18 protein-coding genes and 1 pseudogene are annotated in these 19,406 nt (G+C 50.9%); 11 read left to right on the top strand and 8 right to left on the bottom strand.

Annotated features, from left to right (window positions below):
- Nucleotide 1 precedes the first annotated feature (1 nt).
- Complete coding sequence (gene sapF, locus EOS97_RS20760; protein WP_000230462.1) at nt 2-808, top strand: peptide ABC transporter ATP-binding protein SapF; 807 nt, start codon at nt 2-4, stop codon at nt 806-808.
- 15 nt (nt 809-823) lie between these two features.
- Here the strand turns inward: sapF and EOS97_RS20755 are convergent, their stop codons facing one another.
- Nucleotides 824-1,531: an EAL domain-containing protein gene (locus EOS97_RS20755; protein WP_023165924.1), complete on the bottom strand. Its 708-nt coding sequence runs from the start codon at nt 1,529-1,531 to the stop codon at nt 824-826.
- 466 nt (nt 1,532-1,997) lie between these two features.
- Nucleotides 1,998-3,371 carry an SPI-2 type III secretion system effector kinase SteC gene (gene steC / locus EOS97_RS20750; protein ID WP_127836190.1) on the bottom strand — a complete coding sequence of 458 codons (1,374 nt, stop codon included), beginning with the start codon at nt 3,369-3,371 and terminating at the stop codon, nt 1,998-2,000.
- A 34-nt stretch (nt 3,372-3,405) separates the two neighbouring features.
- Between steC and EOS97_RS20745 the strand changes: the two genes are divergently transcribed.
- The 9 genes and pseudogenes from EOS97_RS20745 to osmB all read left to right on the top strand — a co-directional run bounded on the left by EOS97_RS20745 (nt 3,406) and on the right by osmB (nt 12,107).
- The gene (locus tag EOS97_RS20745; RefSeq protein WP_001518100.1) at nt 3,406-3,609 is read left to right on the top strand and encodes a hypothetical protein; all 204 of its coding nucleotides are present in this window, start codon (nt 3,406-3,408) and stop codon (nt 3,607-3,609) included.
- Between the two features lie 81 nt (nt 3,610-3,690).
- A complete protein-coding gene (locus tag EOS97_RS20740; RefSeq protein ID WP_031606599.1) occupies nt 3,691-3,984 on the top strand; it encodes a hypothetical protein in 294 nt (97 codons plus the stop codon).
- A 117-nt stretch (nt 3,985-4,101) separates the two neighbouring features.
- Nucleotides 4,102-4,890 (top strand): enoyl-ACP reductase FabI, encoded by a 789-nt coding sequence (fabI, locus tag EOS97_RS20735; protein WP_000506501.1) that lies wholly within the window; start codon nt 4,102-4,104, stop codon nt 4,888-4,890.
- A gap of 199 nt (nt 4,891-5,089) precedes the next feature.
- Nucleotides 5,090-6,067: pseudogene (locus EOS97_RS20730) on the top strand (CMD domain-containing protein); the annotation flags it as partial.
- A 244-nt stretch (nt 6,068-6,311) separates the two neighbouring features.
- A complete protein-coding gene (locus EOS97_RS20725; RefSeq protein WP_000485053.1) occupies nt 6,312-8,246 on the top strand; it encodes an exoribonuclease II in 1,935 nt (644 codons plus the stop codon).
- Between the two features lie 261 nt (nt 8,247-8,507).
- The gene (gene pdeR, locus EOS97_RS20720) at nt 8,508-10,490 is read left to right on the top strand and encodes a cyclic di-GMP phosphodiesterase (RefSeq protein WP_076606712.1); all 1,983 of its coding nucleotides are present in this window, start codon (nt 8,508-8,510) and stop codon (nt 10,488-10,490) included.
- 121 nt (nt 10,491-10,611) lie between these two features.
- The gene (locus tag EOS97_RS20715) at nt 10,612-10,791 is read left to right on the top strand and encodes a hypothetical protein (protein ID WP_001279854.1); all 180 of its coding nucleotides are present in this window, start codon (nt 10,612-10,614) and stop codon (nt 10,789-10,791) included.
- 86 nt (nt 10,792-10,877) lie between these two features.
- Complete coding sequence (locus tag EOS97_RS20710; protein WP_023166005.1) at nt 10,878-11,630, top strand: DNA-binding transcriptional regulator YciT; 753 nt, start codon at nt 10,878-10,880, stop codon at nt 11,628-11,630.
- A 258-nt stretch (nt 11,631-11,888) separates the two neighbouring features.
- The gene (osmB, locus tag EOS97_RS20705; protein WP_000481166.1) at nt 11,889-12,107 is read left to right on the top strand and encodes an osmotically-inducible lipoprotein OsmB; all 219 of its coding nucleotides are present in this window, start codon (nt 11,889-11,891) and stop codon (nt 12,105-12,107) included.
- A 119-nt stretch (nt 12,108-12,226) separates the two neighbouring features.
- Here osmB and yciH read toward each other — a convergent pair whose 3' ends face one another.
- From yciH to pgpB, 5 genes are all read right to left on the bottom strand, one after another.
- Nucleotides 12,227-12,553, bottom strand: coding sequence for a stress response translation initiation inhibitor YciH (gene yciH / locus EOS97_RS20700; protein ID WP_001285199.1), 327 nt, complete (start codon nt 12,551-12,553; stop codon nt 12,227-12,229).
- Complete coding sequence (gene pyrF / locus EOS97_RS20695; protein WP_001805272.1) at nt 12,553-13,290, bottom strand: orotidine-5'-phosphate decarboxylase; 738 nt, start codon at nt 13,288-13,290, stop codon at nt 12,553-12,555. Before pyrF ends, yciH begins: the two co-directional genes overlap by 1 nt.
- A 190-nt stretch (nt 13,291-13,480) precedes the next feature.
- Entirely contained in the window at nt 13,481-14,650 is a 1,170-nt protein-coding gene (gene lapB / locus EOS97_RS20690; RefSeq protein WP_000891378.1) for a lipopolysaccharide assembly protein LapB, read from the bottom strand.
- Nucleotides 14,651-14,656: 6 nt separating this feature from the next.
- On the bottom strand, nt 14,657-14,965 hold the full coding sequence (locus EOS97_RS20685; protein WP_000876301.1) for a LapA family protein: 309 nt from the start codon (nt 14,963-14,965) through the stop codon (nt 14,657-14,659).
- 149 nt (nt 14,966-15,114) lie between these two features.
- Nucleotides 15,115-15,879 carry a phosphatidylglycerophosphatase B gene (pgpB, locus tag EOS97_RS20680; RefSeq protein ID WP_000948651.1) on the bottom strand — a complete coding sequence of 255 codons (765 nt, stop codon included), beginning with the start codon at nt 15,877-15,879 and terminating at the stop codon, nt 15,115-15,117.
- Between the two features lie 195 nt (nt 15,880-16,074).
- On the opposite strand from pgpB, the gene ribA reads away from it, so the two are divergent.
- A complete protein-coding gene (ribA, locus tag EOS97_RS20675; RefSeq protein ID WP_001176284.1) occupies nt 16,075-16,665 on the top strand; it encodes a GTP cyclohydrolase II in 591 nt (196 codons plus the stop codon).
- 55 nt (nt 16,666-16,720) lie between these two features.
- Here ribA and acnA read toward each other — a convergent pair whose 3' ends face one another.
- Nucleotides 16,721-19,396 (bottom strand): aconitate hydratase AcnA, encoded by a 2,676-nt coding sequence (gene acnA / locus EOS97_RS20670; RefSeq protein ID WP_023166004.1) that lies wholly within the window; start codon nt 19,394-19,396, stop codon nt 16,721-16,723.
- Between the last annotated feature and the right edge of the window lie 10 nt (nt 19,397-19,406).

Here is a 19,406-nt window from a genome sequence, read left to right as displayed (position 1 = left end):
TATGGTGGAAACTCTGCTTGAAGTGCGCAACCTGAGTAAAACCTTTCGCTACCGGACAGGATGGTTTCGCCGCCAGACCGTCGACGCCGTGAAACCATTAAGCTTTACGCTTCGTGAGCGTCAGACTCTGGCCATTATCGGCGAAAACGGTTCCGGCAAATCCACGCTGGCAAAGATGCTGGCCGGCATGATTGAACCCACCAGCGGCGAGCTTCTTATTGACGATCATCCCCTGCATTACGGCGACTATTCGTTTCGAAGCCAACGTATTCGAATGATTTTTCAGGACCCCTCAACGTCACTGAATCCACGTCAACGTATTTCACAGATCCTTGACTTCCCCCTGCGCCTTAATACCGATCTGGAGCCGGAACAGCGGCGCAAACAGATTGTCGAGACGATGCGTATGGTGGGTCTATTGCCCGATCACGTGAGCTACTACCCGCATATGCTGGCACCGGGGCAGAAACAGCGTCTGGGCCTGGCCCGCGCGCTGATTTTACGCCCTAAAGTCATTATCGCGGACGAAGCGCTGGCTTCGCTTGATATGTCCATGCGCTCGCAGCTCATCAATCTGATGCTTGAATTGCAGGAAAAGCAAGGCATCTCCTATATCTATGTCACGCAGCATATCGGCATGATGAAACATATTAGCGATCAGGTATTAGTGATGCATCAGGGGGAAGTGGTTGAACGCGGCAGCACCGCCGATGTGCTCGCCTCTCCGCTACATGAGCTTACCCGCCGTTTAATCGCAGGCCATTTTGGCGAGGCGCTGACCGCTGACGCATGGCGAAAGGATCGCTAAGCGAAACAAATACCCTCAGTTCGATTCTCTGAGGGTGTTCATGCGACTGCCCAACAGCAATGTTTCAACCTCTTCTAACGCAACGGAAGGAAATAACGTGCCCTGGGTTGCCCAAATGCCTGCCGTTTTTAACGCCGACAAATAGCGTGCGTTTTCCTGGCCACCCACCACAATCTTGTCACAATAATGCCGGATATGTTTGACGAGCAGCGGAAACGTCATTTTTTCAATTTGTGAGACAAAAAAGCTGCGGTCAAGTTTTACGCCGCTAAAACACCCGCAAACTAATGGCGCAGCGGTTGCGTTCCCTACGCCCAGGTCGCCCAGCCATAATGGATTAGGTTGCTTATGAAGCGCGTGTATTAAAGGATCGATTAAGGCGTTATCTTGACATGAAAAATGTTCAGCGACCTGCAGCTCCACAAATAGCATGGCGTGTAGTAATGCGCGAATATCTTTGTCCTGAAGGACAAACTGCGCCATACCCCGATCGATATTTATGATACAGAACAGGCCGTGGCGTAGAAACCAGCCATGTTTGGCCGCGATTGCCCGCAACAGATCAAGCAGAAAACGGCGCTTCTGCGAATTGTCCCATGACGAGATAACAAACTCAGGGTGTAGCGGACGAGCTGGCGACGATGCAAAATGGGTAATAATTTCGACACCCAGTAACTCCCCCTCCATTGCCCTTATCGGCTCTGCCATAAAAAAATAGCGCATGTGACCACTCCACTTGATCTTAACTCCCTGATAATGCGCTTTTAACGCAAATCAATCAATAAAAACGATCAATATATAAAAAATGATCGAAAAAAACAATATATGTTAACTTCATGATAACTTGCTAATTTTATGTTTTGAGAATGTTCTTCTATTGCTATAAGGAAATTTACATACTACGCCGAACAACGCTAATACGACGGCATGAGACCATCCGTAAAGCCAGGTTTTTCTTGTCAGGCAGAGGGGAAAAATCAAGGCGAGTTAATGGTGTTGCACCATCGCGTGGCATTTCACCCACTATGGCAGCGCGGCATCGCCAACCCTAATGGCGAGTTGCATCTCCGCTACAGGCTGTCCAGATCCCCCGAACGACCTTTAAGCGAATAGCAACTCTCAATAATTGATCGGCAAATCTGTAGCGAATGAGCCCCCGGCGATTCGCAGAAAAGAACTGAACTAAATGCTATTTTTTTAATTCATTCTTTAATACCTTAGCCACAAGAGTCCCTTCCTCAGGCGCGGCTAGTTTAAAACGTCTTCCTGGCGCAGGTGTCTGTTCTTCCTCTCCGATTAACGCATCAAGATCCGCAATAAGTGACTTATAATATTCAATATCTTCAGTATTTTCTTCGGTCTCTGCCCGCTTTAATTTTATCAGGTGATGGGCCTTAATTTGCTCTTCCAGTTGCCTTGTTGCAAGAGAAACGCTTCGCTGTTGCCGGGATTCTTGTGACAACACGATTTGATCGCCATCCACAAAGAAAAGAACCCCTTCTTTAATCAGAATATTACCTAAGATATTTATATCATGCATATAACCCCCCCGGGATTTAAGAAGCGCCTCCGCCATTCGATAGTTATCTTCATCTTCAACATCTAACTCCCGACCTTGAATATATTTTGAAACTAAAACCGTAACGTCTTTACCATTAATATTCATGATGGCCGAACGAGAAAAATTCTTGTCGCCATTGGCCATATTCAAATACTTACTGACACGATCAGGATGACAATTACGATGTTCCGGAGAGTTAACATCCACTTTTATTCCCCGCTCATTAATTGGAATTTTAACAACAAAGTCTTCATGTAACCGATAGACTGTCCCATAACTTCCGCTACCTATTTTATTTTTTTCAATATCACGCATGCGAATATTTTTCTGAAACTCCGGCGAGTTAATAAACGCCTCTATTGCCGCTGGTTGTGATGCATCCGTCTGATCAGTAGCGCAGCTCTCATCACCAGACGCCGTGGCGGGCGTGGTCAGGAAGTCTATCAAACGATGCTCAAAAGCCTCATAGATCCCATTACTACCAGCTTCGCTCGGCGTCAGGTGATTATTACCCAAAGCGGCAAGCGTAATTTCCCCGGAATTATAATTAAACATCGTTTCTTTTAAAAAATCGACGCAACGCTCAGAACACTCCGTCTCGGTCACTAATACTCCATCGTAAAACAGTTTTAGTAGTAACGTATTTTCTTGATACGCTAATACCTCTACAGTGTATTTATCTATTGTTTCAGGTCTGGAGGCATCAATAAGTTTAATATATCCAAGAAGGGGGCGCCATCGTGTACAGTCTTCATCTCGCCTCGAAAATGGTCGTAGCGAGAAAGGCTTCGTAATATCTGGACGCTCGTTTTTTTGGCACAGTAGATTATATATCTCTCTATAATCAGAAATTAAACTTCGACTGGTAAATATATTTCTGAAAAAATCTATGAATTTCTCATACGTTGAAAAAACATGCTCTCTTTTATTATCGATGATATCTCTTAAATACTTTTCTGATATCTGACAACTATGATTTCCGATATGAAATGTAAACGGCATATGTCTCATCCTCTGAAAATTTATTATAATACACATGCAAACATATAAAAACCTGATTTGTAACTACTGTAATCACCTGATTTCCAAAATTTTTCATATCCAGTATTACTCTGCATCAATAAATAGAGAAAACTTACAGCGCCTAAAAAAGAAATTATTTTTGTTAAGCATTTGCTGGTTAAAATTACATGTCTATACCCAAAATAATTCGAGTTGCTTACAGGCGGCAAGGGAGTGAGTCCCCAGGAGCATAGATAACTATGTGACTGGGGTGAGCGAGTGTAGCCAACACATAAGCAACTTGAAGTATGAAGGGTATATAACATCGCTAATAGGTGAGGTAAACCATTCGGATGAATATTCTGGCTTCCTACAGAACCTTTATTTGTCTGGTGGAAGGCGCATCGCTATCGTACTTGCTATCCGTCCCTGTGTCTCTGGTTGGATGAGGCGAACCTTACACCAGCTGGTATACTGCACCGTAGGGCCTGTCCCATTAGACTCTTTGATTTGCCAGTTTGGCCCTGGGGAGTGCTCAAAATCCTCAGGGACTTTGTTACCGTGTGGTTTTAGAACGTCACCTGCCGGAGATAGCGGCGGAAAAATAGCGTGACACACGGGGCCAGGAGTGGGATATAATTTCAGACTAATTTCGAATAATGTTGAAAAGTTGCTGTTAACCATTGTTCGTAAAAGCAAAAAATAAGCAATGACTATAAGGATTAAAGCTATGGGTTTTCTTTCCGGTAAGCGCATTCTGGTCACTGGCGTGGCCAGTAAACTGTCCATCGCCTACGGTATCGCACAGGCGATGCACCGCGAAGGAGCTGAACTGGCGTTCACCTACCAGAACGACAAACTGAAAGGCCGCGTAGAAGAATTTGCTGCCCAGCTGGGTTCCAGCATCGTTTTACCGTGTGATGTCGCTGAAGATGCCAGCATTGACGCTATGTTTGCGGAGCTGGGTAACGTTTGGCCGAAATTTGACGGTTTCGTACACTCGATCGGTTTCGCGCCTGGCGATCAGCTGGACGGCGATTATGTTAATGCGGTTACCCGCGAAGGCTTTAAAATCGCTCACGATATTAGCTCTTACAGCTTTGTTGCCATGGCGAAAGCCTGCCGCACCATGCTGAATCCGGGTTCTGCGCTGTTGACCTTGTCTTATCTGGGAGCGGAGCGCGCCATCCCGAACTACAATGTCATGGGTCTGGCGAAAGCCTCTCTGGAAGCCAACGTGCGTTATATGGCAAACGCTATGGGACCGGAAGGGGTTCGCGTCAACGCCATCTCTGCGGGTCCAATCCGCACGCTGGCGGCGTCCGGTATTAAAGACTTCCGTAAAATGCTGGCGCATTGTGAAGCCGTTACGCCAATTCGTCGCACCGTGACCATTGAAGATGTGGGTAACTCAGCGGCGTTTCTGTGCTCCGATCTCTCGGCAGGCATTTCTGGCGAAGTCGTCCATGTTGACGGCGGGTTCAGCATTGCGGCAATGAATGAACTGGAACTGAAGTAAGCGCATTAAGTTTATTAGCGGGCAGCACGGCTGTGCTGCCCCATTCCCCTCACTCACCGCTCATCTCGTTATATAGCGTTCTGATATTTGTTATCACCTAACAATCTTTCATCCCTTTCCCGCATACGCTAGGATAATCCAGCATAAACGATCCGACGCCGAATCATTATCGATCGCCATTTCATCCTCGGGAAACCCTATGGAACAATGCCGAAAAGCGGGTAAAAGCCACTGGTATCATGAAACACAATCCACTATGTCGTCACAAACCCCGCTTTCGCTAATGCCGGAAGCCGCGTATGTTAACGATCGATTTTTACTGGATTTAGCGGTAGCAGAAACCGCGTTGACGCCTTTTGAACCATGGTTAAAGCCCGCTCGCCAGTTGGCGGATGTCTTATTTCCCCGCACGGTTCTCAACGACCGGCTTCATACGTTTAGCGCCTATGAACGTATGAGCACCGCGCTGACCGCCGCTCAGGTATTTGGGGTTCAGCGTTTGTGCCGCTATTATGCCGCGCGTCTGGCGCCGCTACCTGGCCCTGACGCCTCAAGAGAGAGCAATCAACGGCTGGCGCAAATTACGCAATACGCTCGTCAGCTTGCCGGCTCCCCCTTCGTTATCAATACGCGGGCCCGCGAACAGCTTGCAGAGGTGGGATTAACCGCCCGGGATACCGTACTCATCAATCAGATCATTGGGTTTATCGGTTTTCAGGCGCGGGTAGCGGCGATATTTCAGGCGTTTTGCCGTCTGCCCGTGCGCGAACTGCCCGGCCAGGAGATGCAGCGCTTTGCCAGAGCCGCGCGGTTTCAAAACCCCCAGACGACATGGCGGCCCGCCGCCAGTCTGGTAGAATATCCTCCCGCCCATACCAAAGTTCGGCGGCAATATTCGTCTTCACAATGCCAAATGATGGCGCCGGTACTCATCCGCGATCCGTCTTCATTCGCGTTACTCGAACGCATACTGACCAGCACATTACACACCTCGTCGCCCCCTTCTTTACTTCCACTTATCACGCTCCTCACATCACGTATCAACGGCAGCGCCGCCTGCTTTAACGAACAGGCAACCCAACCTGGCGCGTGGCGCCGCGCTGTTATCACGTTACGCCAGGAAGACGACGATATCGCTCGTTGGGAGCTTGAGCCTGCGCTGACACAGGCGATACAATGGCTCACCAGAGCGCCCGATCGCTTTAGCGCCGCGCATTTTTTCCCGCTACTCACCAGGGGAGTTTCATCGGAGCAGGCCATTAATATGTTAGGCTGGTGCGGCGTGTGCGGATGGTTAAATCGTTTAAAAATCGCGTTGGGCGAAACCTATTAACTCATCCATTACAGAAAGAGCGCTTGCTGCGCCAGGCAGAATCGCGTAAAACTGTCAGCCGCTCTTTTGGCTACGAAAATAGACGAATATGTTTCAGGACAACCCGCTGCTAGCGCAGCTTAAACAGCAACTGCATTCCCAGACGCCACGCGCTGAAGGGGTCGTAAAAGCCACGGAAAAAGGCTTTGGCTTCCTTGAGGTTGACGCGCAAAAAAGCTATTTCATTCCTCCGCCGCAGATGAAAAAAGTGATGCATGGCGATCGTATCGTCGCGGTCATCCACACGGAAAAAGAACGTGAGTCTGCCGAGCCGGAAGAACTGATCGAACCGTTCCTGACGCGCTTTGTGGGAAAAGTTCAGGGTAAAAATGACCGCCTGTCCATCGTGCCGGATCATCCGTTGCTGAAAGACGCGATTCCCTGCCGCGCCGCGCGCGGCGTTCAGCATGAGTTCAAAGAAGGTGACTGGGCGGTTGCCGAAATGCGCCGCCATCCGCTTAAAGGCGACCGTTCGTTTTACGCCGATTTAACGCAGTACATCACCTTTGCCGACGATCACTTTGTTCCCTGGTGGGTTACGCTTGCTCGCCACAACCTGGAAAAAGAAGCGCCGAACGGCGTAGCGACGGAGATGCTTGACGAAGGGCTGGAGCGTCAGGATCTGACCGCGCTGAATTTCGTCACTATCGATAGCGCCAGCACTGAAGATATGGATGACGCGCTTTATGCTGAGGAATTAGCGGACGGCAGACTCCAGCTTACGGTGGCTATCGCCGATCCTACCGCCTGGATTGCCGAAGGCAGTAAGCTGGATAACACAGCGAAAATTCGCGCCTTCACCAACTACCTGCCGGGCTTCAATATTCCTATGCTGCCGCGTGAGCTGTCTGACGATCTGTGCTCACTGCGCGCCAACGAAGTGCGTCCGGCGCTCGCCTGTCGCATGATAATCGCCGCGGACGGCACCATTGACGATGATATCGCCTTTTTTGCGGCCACCATCGAATCGAAGGCCAAGCTGGCGTACGACAATGTCTCCGACTGGCTGGAAAATAACGGCACCTGGCAGCCGGATAACGAAGGCATTGCCCAGCAGATTCGTCTGTTGCACCGTATTTGTCTAAACCGCAGTGAGTGGCGTCATCATCATGCGTTAGTCTTTAAAGACCGCCCGGATTACCGCTTTGTGCTTGGCGAAAAAGGCGAAGTACTGGATATTGTGGCGGAACCGCGCCGTATCGCTAACCGTATCGTAGAAGAGTCGATGATCGCCGCTAACCTTTGCGCCGCGCGCGTACTGCGCGATAAGCTCGGTTTCGGTATTTACAACGTACATACGGGCTTCGATCCCGCGAATGCCGACGCGCTGGCCGCACTGCTTAAAACGCATGGTCTGCATGTCGATGCCGAAGAGGTGCTGACGCTGGAAGGCTTCTGTAAACTGCGTCGCGAACTGGATGCGCAGCCCTCCGGTTTCCTTGACAGCCGCATTCGTCGCTTCCAGTCTTTTGCGGAAATCAGCACCGAGCCGGGGCCGCATTTCGGTCTTGGCCTTGAGGCTTACGCCACCTGGACCTCTCCCATCCGTAAGTATGGCGATATGATTAACCATCGCCTGCTGAAAGCGGTCATCAAGGGGGAAGCTATTGCGCGTCCGCAGGAAGATATCACCCAGCAAATGGCGGAACGCCGTCGCCTGAACCGCATGGCGGAGCGCGATGTCGGCGACTGGTTATATGCACGCTTCCTTAACGATAAGGCGGGGACAAATACCCGTTTCGCGGCAGAAATTATTGACGTCAGCCGCGGAGGTATGCGTGTGCGACTGGTCGATAACGGCGCTATCGCCTTTATCCCTGCCCCGTTCCTGCACGCCGTTCGCGATGAACTGGTATGCAGCCAGGAAAACGGTACGGTACAGATTAAAGGTGAGACGGTTTATAAAGTGACGGATGTCATTGATGTCACTATTGCGGAAGTTCGCATGGAAACCCGCAGCATTATTGCCCGACCGGCAGCGTAACCACGTTGAGCTCGCTTAACGGCCTTTGCTGAGAAGGCAAAGGCCGTTTCTTTTCTTCTTCTCCCTTCCGTCATGCTCTAAGTTTAATCTTATTCAAGCGCCCCATTTCTTGTTATTTTTAGCTGGCGACTATGCTTTTTCCAGAATCTGGATTACATATGAATACATAGATAAAACAATACGTTCAGCCATAATTACCCTTATTTATAACATGGCTAACCTTTCTTTTCGGGCACCTGGCGCTTAAATGGGATGGTACGCATGATGAAACAGATTCAGGAACAAACGGCGCTAAATCCCCTTCACTCTCACTGGCGTCTGGCTGATGACCGCAACGTGCTGTATCTCTCCCCGACAGGTGAAACGGATGCAGAAAAAACGGTTGAGCTATCGCCGGAGCAAGCCGGGCGTATCCGGGAAATAACGGCGATTACGTCCAGTCTGCTGATAACGTTGTTGATAGAAAAACAGGTTACCGCTGTGCACCTGGTAGGCCGTAAGATTAATAACCGTGAATGGGCTGGCAGCCTGGCAACCTGGCCTGATACGCCTGCCGTCGCGCCAACGCAGGCGCAGGAACTCTCTTTTGCCGAGCAAATCGTATCAGAAGCCAACTCAGTCATTGCGATACTGGATAGTCGGGGAAAAATCTGTCGATTTAATCGGTTATGCGAAGAGTACACGGGCTTAAAAGAGCGAGATGTAATTGGTCAAAGCGTCTTTAAATTATTTATGAGCCGCCGGGAGGCGGTTGCCTCCCGGCACTACATTGAGAATTTTTTTCGCAATGGCAATGCCTATGAAATCGAACGCTGGATAAAGACCCGTAAAGGCCAACGCCTGTTCTTATTTCGTAATAAATTCGTCCATAACGGTAGCGGAAAAAACGAAATTTTCCTGATCTGCGCAGGCACGGATATCACCGAAGAAAGGCGGGCTCAGGAGCGTTTACGCATACTGGCGAATACAGACACCGTCACCGGCCTGCCCAATCGCAATGCTATTCATGAATTTATTAATCATGCTATTGCCTCGGCTGGCGAGTCGCAAGTGGGTATCGTTTATCTCGATCTGGATAACTTCAAGAAAATTAATGACGCCTATGGGCATATGTTTGGCGATCAGCTCTTACAGGCCGTTTCGCTGGCGCTGTTGAGTTGTCTGGAGGAAGATCAATTGCTGGCCAGACTGGGGGGAGATGAATTCATTATCCTCGCTGCCCATACGTCTCAGGCCGCGCTGGAAGCAGTAGCCTCACGAATCCTTACCCGTCTGCGGCAACCGTTTCGTATTGGACTTATTGAAGTTTACACGGGATGCGCCATTGGCATTTCGTTGGCCCCCCGGCACGGACAGGACAGCGAAAGTCTCATTCGCACTGCCGACACCGCAATGTATAACGCCAAAGAAGGCGGCCGCGGTCAGTTCTGCGTTTTTTCGCCGGAAATGAATCAGCGCGTATTTGACTATCACTGGCTGGATACAAACCTGCGAAAAGCGCTGGAAAACGACCAGTTACTTATTCACTATCAGCCCAAAATTACCTGGCGCGGCGAAGTACGTAGCCTGGAAGCGCTGGTACGCTGGCAATCGCCGGAACGCGGATTAATTCCGCCGCTGGAGTTCATCTCATACGCCGAAGAGTCAGGACTCATCGTCCCGCTGGGCCGCTGGGTGATTCTGGATGTAGTTCGCCAGATTGCGAAATGGCGCGATAAGGGGATTAACTTGCGCGTAGCCGTTAACTTTTCGGCGCGACAACTGGCCGACCAGACGCTTTTTACTGCGCTTAAACAGGCTTTGTACGATCTGAATTTTGAGTATTGCCCGATCGATGTCGAGCTAACGGAAAGCTGCCTGATCGAAAACGACACGCTGGCGCTATCGGTTATCCAGCAATTTAGTCAGCTCGGCGCCCAGATTCATCTGGATGATTTTGGCACCGGGTATTCTTCGCTTTCTCAGCTCGCCCGGTTCCCTATTGATGCCGTTAAACTGGATCAGGCTTTCGTCAGAGATATCCATAAGCAACCGCTGTCGCAATCTCTGGTTCGGGCGATTGTCGCGGTGGCTCAGGCGCTAAATTTACAAGTGATTGCCGAAGGCGTAGAAAATGCTAAAGAAGATGCCTTCCTGACAAAAAACGGCGTCAATGAACGACAGGGCTTTTTATTCGCCAAACCTATGCCCGCCGTTTCTTTTGAACGCTGGTACAAACGTTATCAGACGAAAAAAATGCGTTAATGGCGGCGATAATAGGGAGAACAGCCTGTGCAGACAGGCATAGCCCTATTTTTCCCTTCTCTTTTCAGATTAATTTCTGCATCATGAATTGAAACCTTTTCTGACATTAAGGATGACAAACATGTCTGATATCGAAGCACAACGAATTGCCGCACGCATTGATACCGTGCTGGATATCCTTGTTGCTGGCGATTACCACTCGGCCATCAATAACCTTGAAATATTGAGAGCAGAGCTGTTAGATCAGGTTAAAGACGGTATCTCGCCATCCCAGGCTCCCGGGTCGCCCTGGGAAATCTGATAGCGATTATTTGTCCGGGATGGCCGTTAGCCCTTCCCGGCTCTCTGACTGTCTGTTGACTCCTCTTAACGTATAAAATTAATACTATGAACTCCCGACAACAATCAATTTTGCAAATGGTGGTTGATAAAGGCCAGATGAGCGTTGCTGAACTGGCGAAAATTACCGGCGTATCTGAAGTCACGATTCGTCAGGATCTGAATACCCTGGAAAAGCAGAGCTATTTACGCCGTGCGCACGGTTTCGCCGTTTCGCTTGAGAGCGATGACGTAGAGACTCGCATGATGACGAACTACACGCTAAAACGCCGACTGGCGGAGTTCGCCGCCTCGCTGGTCAGTCCAGGGGAATCCATTTTTATTGAAAATGGCAGCAGCAATGCGCTATTGGCCCGGACGCTGGCGGAACAAAAAGATGTCACGATCATCACCGTGAGCAGTTATATCGCGCACCTGCTCAAAGAGACCCCTTGCGAAGTCATTCTCCTCGGTGGAATCTATCAGAAAAAAAGTGAAAGCATGGTAGGGCCGTTGACGCGACAGTTTATCCATCAAGTGCATTTCAGCAAAGCATTTATCGGTATTGATGGCTGGCAGGCTGATACCGGCTTTACCGGACGCGATATGATGCGATCGGATGTGGTTAACGCTGTTCTGGAAAAAGGCTCAGAAGCGATTGTCCTCACCGACAGCTCCAAATTTGGCTGTGTGCATCCCTATCCCCTGGGCCCGCTTTCTCGCTTCCATCGTGTCATTACGGATTCCAGAATTTCCGCCAGCGCTCAAATGCAGTTAGAACATGCGGGGCTGCTAGTCAATGTTATTGGCTCATCCGTTTAAAATATTTCCCGATGGTTTGCCCTATGGCAAATCATCCTCTCTCTAAGACTTTTCTGACATCCCAATTAAGACTATTTACCTGTTGTAACGAGCGTAACGTCGTAAAATTAATATTAGCGAAATAACAGGAAGTGACTATCACCTGCGTGATATACCCCTGCGCAATCAGGTTTTACGGAAAATCTCTTAACAGGTTTTATTTTAACTATAGTTATAGTGAGCTTAATTCCGTGAATCGTTAATTCAGGAGAGAGTATTATGTTTATGACGAGCAAAAAAATGGCCGCTGCTGTGCTGGCAATCACCGTAGCAATGTCTCTGAGCGCCTGCTCAAACTGGTCCAAGCGCGATCGCAACACGGCTATTGGCGCAGGTGCGGGGGCGTTAGGCGGCGCAGTGTTAACGGACGGCAGTACATTAGGCACCCTGGGCGGCGCGGCGGTCGGCGGCGTGATTGGTCACCAGGTTGGAAAATAATCCAGACGTTTAAATATTGAACGGCTCAAAATAATACGTTTATTCTTTTCAGGTCTGGATTACAAAAATAGACAAAGTTGACTTTTACGCCACGGTAATTTACAACCGTGGCGTTTTCATTAGCCGCCAGCTAATTTTACTTTCATTCCTTTAGCTTCCAGCAATGATTTTATCAAGTCGCGTTTATCACCCTGAATTTCAATAATCCCTTCTTTTACTGCCCCGCCACAGCCGCATTTTTTCTTCAATTCAGCCGCCAGTTTGGTTAATTCCGCATCATTCATCTCGATACCGGTAATCAAACATACGCCTTTACCCTTACGGCCACTGGTTTGACGCTGAATGCGAACGATACCATCCCCTTTGGGACGAACCGGCGCCGTTTTAGGTTCTTCAATGCGCCCCGTCTGTGTTGAATAAACCAGACGACTATTGGAATCGCTCATCATGCCTCCCGTTTTAGTGACGCGTTAATATCCTTCAGCGTTTGCGCCGGATCTACCGATTGCGTAACCGGGCGGCCAATCACCATATAGTCGACGCCGGCGGATAATGCCTGTTCGGGCGTCATAATGCGTCGCTGGTCGCCTGCCTCGCTGCCTGCTGGCCGAATGCCCGGCGTCACCAGCTTAAATGCAGCGCCAAAGGCCTGTTTAAATCTGACCGCTTCCTGAGCGGAACAGACCACGCCATCCAGCCCGCATTGCTGCGTCAGGCGCGCCAGCCGCTCCGCATGTTCCGCCGGTGACAACGTCACGCCCAGATCGCACAGATCGCTGGTTTCCATACTGGTCAACACGGTCACGGCAATGAGCAACGGCGAATCTTTACCGAATGGCGCCAGCGCGTCGCGCGCTGCGGCCATCATTCTCGCCCCGCCAGACGCATGAACGTTTACCATCCAGACGCCCAGGTCTGCCGCTGCGGCGACCGCCCGGGCCGTGGTGTTGGGAATATCATGAAATTTTAGATCAAGAAAGACATCAAACCCACGTTGCTGGAGATCCCGAACGAGCTGTGGACCAAACAGCGTAAACATCTCTTTGCCCACTTTTAAGCGACAATCGCGAGGATCGATTTTATCGACAAACGCCAGGGCTTTATCGCGTTCATGGTAATCCAACGCCACAACGACAGGCGATTCAGTAATAGCGCAGGAAGAAGATGAAGCAGTAAACGTCATGACCAGACCTTCTTGATGATGGGCACCGGAAGTGGCGCAAATTGGATAAACGGCGTGCATTCTACCTGCGGCGCAGGGAAATTAACAGGTTCGATTGACAACCTGATAAGCCCTGGCCGCCGATGCCAGCGTCGTTTCTAGTTTTACATCATCAAGTATGTTGTAACTAAAGCGAAGCTTTTTTTATATACTACTGCCCATCAAGTCCGCGAATAGGTTTAATGGTCGACCATGCCCGGCAGGACGGACAGTGCCAGTACAAGGTATAGGCGGTAAAACCGCATTTCTGACAACGATACCGCGGTTTACTGCGCACCTGCTCGCCAACCATATCACGCAGTACCATCAGGCTTTCTTTCGCTCGCCCTTCTTCCGCCTCGTTGAGATGGTAATCCATCAGCTTATGGAACACCCGCATGGTAGGATGTCGCTGTAGCTGACGCGTGATATAGACTTGAGCTGCGTCACTACCTTCACGCGCTTCCAGAATATCGGCAAGCATTAACTCAGCGCCAGCACCGGTATTCTCCTCAACGGCGCGGCGTAAAAACTCCGCCCACTCGGCATTTTTACCGAGCTGTTGATAACAGGTTTGCAGCATCTCCAGCGTTTCGCTGACCAGCTCTTTATCCTGAACGATCACACGTTGCAAGCTTTCGACCGCTTTGGCGTAATCCCCTCTCGCCATATAAACGCGACCCATCATGATAGACACCCGGGCGCTATTTTTATCTGCGGCGGCACCTTTTTTCAGTAACGCCATCGCGCGATCCATGTCGTCGTTGCCCATCTGCTGTAACGCTAACTCACAGTAAAAGTGGGCGATTTCGATACGTTGTTTATCTTTGCCCAGTTTCACCAGCCGTTCTGCGACTTCGATCGCCTTTTGCCAGTCGCTGGTTAGCTGATAGATTTGCAAGAGCTGCTGTAACGCGCCTACGCGAAATTCCGTTTCGTCGGTAAGTTGGTTAAACATATCTTCCGCGCGGTCATATAAACCGGCGGCCATATAGTCGCGCCCCAGTTGCTGAACAGCCAGTAAACGCTGTTCATAGGTCAATGAAGCGCTTTCCATGAGCGTTTGATGAATACGAATGGCGCGATCGACTTCGCCGCGAGAGCGAAACAGATTACCGAGAGTGAGATGAGCCTCAACGGTGCCCGTATCCTCTTTAAGCATATCGAGGAACAGATCCACCGCTTTATCTTGTTGGTTACTCAGCAGGAAGTTAACCCCTGCGACATAATCGCGCGACAGGCGGTTAGCTTCATCCTGTTTTGTTTGTTGCGCACTTCTGCGACCCATATACCACCCATAGGCAGCGGCTACAGGCAACAGCAGAAATAACAACTCCAACATAAATGATTATTCCTTTACAACCGACGAATCGGCAGGGACCGCAACGTCGGTTGCTGGCGAAAGCTTGTTTTCCAGTCGTTTAATTTTACGTTCAGCACGGGCAAGGGAAACGCGGACCCGCAGCCAGAACAGGCCGCAAATCAGCCAGCCAATCGCAAAACCGACGGCGAACAACACAGCAAGCAACGTGGAGATACGATACTCCCCTTGCGCCAGCAGGTAGTTAAACGTCACCTGTTGATCATTCTGCGCGCCCAGCGTCACCGAAATAACAAAAATCGCCAATACCAGTAAGAAAATGAGTAAATATTTCACATTACTTCCCGTTATGTGGTTTGCGCGAATAAATCGTGTCCAACTTACCGCATCCAGCCTTCTAAATTACCATTTTCCCGCCTCGCGCGAAATGGAAATGCGCCCGCCATCAGATGATTTAAGGGCAATAGTCAGAAAATCAACCGTTGTCAGCTTTCCTGCTCGCGTTCAGCAATTTCTTGCGCTTCTTCACGAGGCGGCATAAGCGGCCCGCAAATTCGCTGCGCCAGCCAGGTCGCCAGGGTAACTAATAGCCAGGAGATAAGCGTGGCGACCACTAAATCTCGCGGCCAGTGCATTCCCAGAAGCAAACGGCTGCCCATTACGCCGGTCGCCCAGACTAACAAAAACGCGATGGTGAAAGTCCGTCTGCGCGGCCATAACAGACCCACGGCCAAAAGCGCCCAGCTCGCTGCAAACATGGTGTGTCCGGAGGGAAACGCAAAGCCCGTCTCTTTTTGCCAGTGCTGACGCAGGAAAACGGGGATGTTCTGTTGCCCGGCCAACTGCTCTTTCACTAAATGTCCGCGTTCTGTACGCTTTAAAGTGTAGAACTCATCGACGGGAATATGGTGCGTTTTTTCAAGCCAGACCACAAATGGCCGCGGCTCCTGTACGCGCTCCTTTACCCATGACTTCACGCCCTGCCCGACGATAATCGCCCCACCGAGAATCGCAAACAGCATAATGGCGGCGCGCAGGCGAAATCGCAGGCACCATAAGAACCATCCACAAAGAATCACATGCGTGATAACGCCCCAGGGTTTGGTCACGGTTTCCGTTATCCAGAATAGCGTTTTTAGCCACCAGACCTGATGTCCTGGCTGCCACTGCCAGCCTGATACCCATACGGCAAGCGGCATGATAAGCAACAGGGCGGCGCCTGCCGCGGTGCGCCTCGCAATTGAAAGCATGGATGCTCCTTTTATAAGTAAGTATCACAATCATAACTGAAAATTCTCGCCGGACTGGAAAATTGACAAATTTGTGCCATTCCTGAGCAATTACGTGGTAGTGATTAGGTGATGTCCGCCGCCTTATGGCAAAATAGCGGGATACAAGCCAACAGGCGACGACACCGCAGGCGTCAGCATAATCTGGAGAAATACATGCAGCTTAAACGTGTGGCAGAAGCCAAACTGCCAACCCCATTGGGTGACTTTCTGATGGTGGGATTTGAAGAACTGGCAACCGGACACGACCATGCCGCGCTGGTTTTTGGCGATATTTCAGGTAAAACGCCAGTACTGGCTCGCGTTCATTCCGAATGTCTTACCGGGGACGCGCTTTTTAGTCTGCGCTGTGATTGTGGTTTTCAACTGGAAGCCGCGCTGACGCATATTGCGGAAGAAGGACGCGGTATTCTGATTTACCACCGTCAGGAAGGCCGCAATATCGGCCTGCTTAATAAAATTCGCGCTTATGCGTTACAGGATCAAGGCTATGACACGGTGGAGGCCAATCATCAGCTCGGCTTTGCCGCCGATGAGCGTGATTTCACCCTGTGCGCGGATATGTTCAAATTACTCGGTGTAGATGAAGTTCGCCTGCTGACCAATAATCCGAAGAAAGTCGAAATACTGACCGAGGCGGGAATTAATATCGTCGAACGCGTTCCGCTCATTGTGGGTCGTAATCCAAATAATGAGCATTATCTCGATACTAAAGCGGCCAAAATGGGCCACCTACTAAGCAAGTAAGCCACCGGTATTAAAGCGCGGGCCTGCCTGTTTACGGCAGGCCCGATAAACGGCTTTAGTTCAGCATATTTCTAATGACATAGTGCAATATGCCGTCATTCTGGTAGTAAGTCAGCTCGGTGGCGGTATCAATGCGACAGCGGCAAGGCACCGTTTCTTTGCTGCCGTCCGCTCTCGTTAACATAACCGGAATGGTCGCGCCAGGGCGCAGATTTTGCAGATCCGCGATATCAATCACCTCTTCCCCGGTCAGTCCCAGCGTTTTACGCGTTACGCCCTGTGGAAACTCCAGCGGCAGGATCCCCATCCCAATCAGGTTTGAGCGGTGGATACGTTCGAACGACTCGGCGATCACCACGCGAATACCTAACAGCCGCGGACCTTTTGCCGCCCAGTCACGGCTCGATCCCGACCCATACTCTTTCCCGGCAATTACCGCCAGCGGCGTTTTTTCCTGCTGGTAGAGCATCGCGGCATCATAAATCGACATCGCTTCCGTACCCGGCAAATGCCGCGTCATCCCACCTTCGACGCCGGGCAGCATTTCGTTGCGAATACGAATATTGGCGAACGTACCGCGCATCATCACTTCATGGTTGCCGCGCCGTGATCCATAAGAGTTAAAATCCTTCCGCTCAACGCCGTGGTTTTGCAGATAACGTCCGGCGGGACTGTCCGGCTTGATACTGCCGGCCGGAGAAATATGGTCGGTCGTTACCGAATCCCCCAGCATCGCCAGGATACGCGCGCCGTGGATATCTTTGACTGGCGCAGGCTGGGCCTGCATTTCATCAAAGAAAGGCGACAGGCGAATATAGGTTGAATCCGACTGCCAGCCGTAGGTATCGGACGATTCAACCTGAATCGATTTCCATTCTTCCGTGCCCTCAAACACTTCCGCATACTCTTTACGGAACATATCCGATGATACCAGTTCAACGGCGCGGGCAATTTCCTGCGCTGAAGGCCAGATATCCTTCAGGTATACCGGATCGCCTTTACGATTGTACCCCAGCGGGTCTGTCGCGAGGTTAATATTCATGTTTCCGGCCAGCGCATACGCGACCACCAGCGGCGGCGACGCCAGCCAGTTCGTTTTCACCAGCGGATGGATACGCCCTTCAAAATTTCGGTTACCGGAAAGCACGGCCCCTACCGTCAGATCGCCTTTTTTAATCGCGGTCTCAATAGGCTCCGGCAACGGACCAGAGTTCCCGATACAGGTCGTACAGCCATAACCGACCAGGTTAAAACCGAGCTCATCCAGATAAGGCGTAAGTTTGGCCTGCGCCAGATAGTCAGATACCACTTTTGACCCCGGCGCCAGAGAAGCCTTGACCCACGGTTGACGCTTCAACCCCAGCGTTACTGCTTTTTTCGCCAGTAATCCCGCCGCCATCAGCACGCTGGGATTCGAGGTATTCGTGCAGGAGGTGATGGCGGCAATGACGACAGCGCCATCCGGAAGCTGATATGGCTGTCCGTTCATCGTATAGTCAACCGGCTGGCGATCTCTTTGCGCGGTATTCAGCTCCAGCTCGGCGCTGGCGGCAAAGGCTTTCGGCACATCGCCTAACGCCACGCGATCCTGCGGGCGTTTCGGCCCGGCCAGGCTGGCCTCGACATCGCCCATATCCAGTTCCAGCGTACTGGTAAATACCGGTTCGTCTCCGGGATTACGCCACATTCCCTGCGCCTTCGCGTAGGCTTCAACCAGCTCGACCAGATCGTCGCTACGCCCGCTTAATCGCATATATTCCAGGGTGATGGCGTCAATGGGGAAGAAACCACAGGTGGCGCCATATTCCGGCGACATATTAGCGATGGTCGCGCGATCCGCCAACGGCAGCGAATCCAGACCATCACCATAAAATTCAACAAATTTACCCACGACGCCATGCTTACGCAGCATTTGCGTGACGGTGAGCACCAGGTCAGTGGCGGTGATCCCCTCCCGAAGTTTACCGGTTAACTTAAAGCCGACGACATCCGGGATAAGCATCGACACGGGCTGACCAAGCATCGCCGCTTCCGCTTCGATACCGCCCACGCCCCACCCCAATACGCCCAGACCATTAATCATGGTCGTATGGGAGTCAGTCCCCACCAGCGAGTCCGGGTAAGCAATCCACTCCCCGTCCTGTAATTCGCTCCAGACGGCTTTACCCAGGTATTCCAGGTTAACCTGATGGCAAATGCCGGTGCCGGGCGGTACCACGCTGAAACGGCTGAATGCCTGCTTTCCCCATTTCAGGAACATATAACGCTCATGGTTACGTTCCATTTCCAGCCGCACGTTTTCTTCAAACGCATCGTCATCGCCGAAATGATCGACCGTCACAGAGTGGTCAATAACCAGATCAACCGGCGATAACGGGTTCACTTTCGACGTATCGCCGCCGAGGCGTTTAACGGCTTCACGCATCGCCGCCAGGTCGACAACGGCAGGCACGCCGGTAAAGTCCTGCATCAGGACACGGGCGGGCCGCCAGGCAATTTCACGATCGGCATGGGCATTTTTAAGCCAACCGGCCAGCGCCTGAATATCTTCATCAGTCACAGATTCGCCGTCCTGCCAGCGCAACAGGTTTTCCAGTAACACTTTAAGTGATTTGGGCAAACGGGCGATATCGCCCAGGGATTTGGCAGCCAGCGGCAGACTGTAGTAATGATACGTTTTATCTTTGGCCTGCAATGTATCCTTACTGGCTTCTCGTAGGGTTGACGACATAGCTCCTCCT

This window comes from Salmonella sp. SSDFZ54, assembly GCF_004010735.1.
GTDB classification, from domain to species: Bacteria; Pseudomonadota; Gammaproteobacteria; order Enterobacterales; family Enterobacteriaceae; genus Salmonella; species Salmonella enterica.
This window is presented reverse-complemented; position numbering and strand designations above follow the sequence as displayed.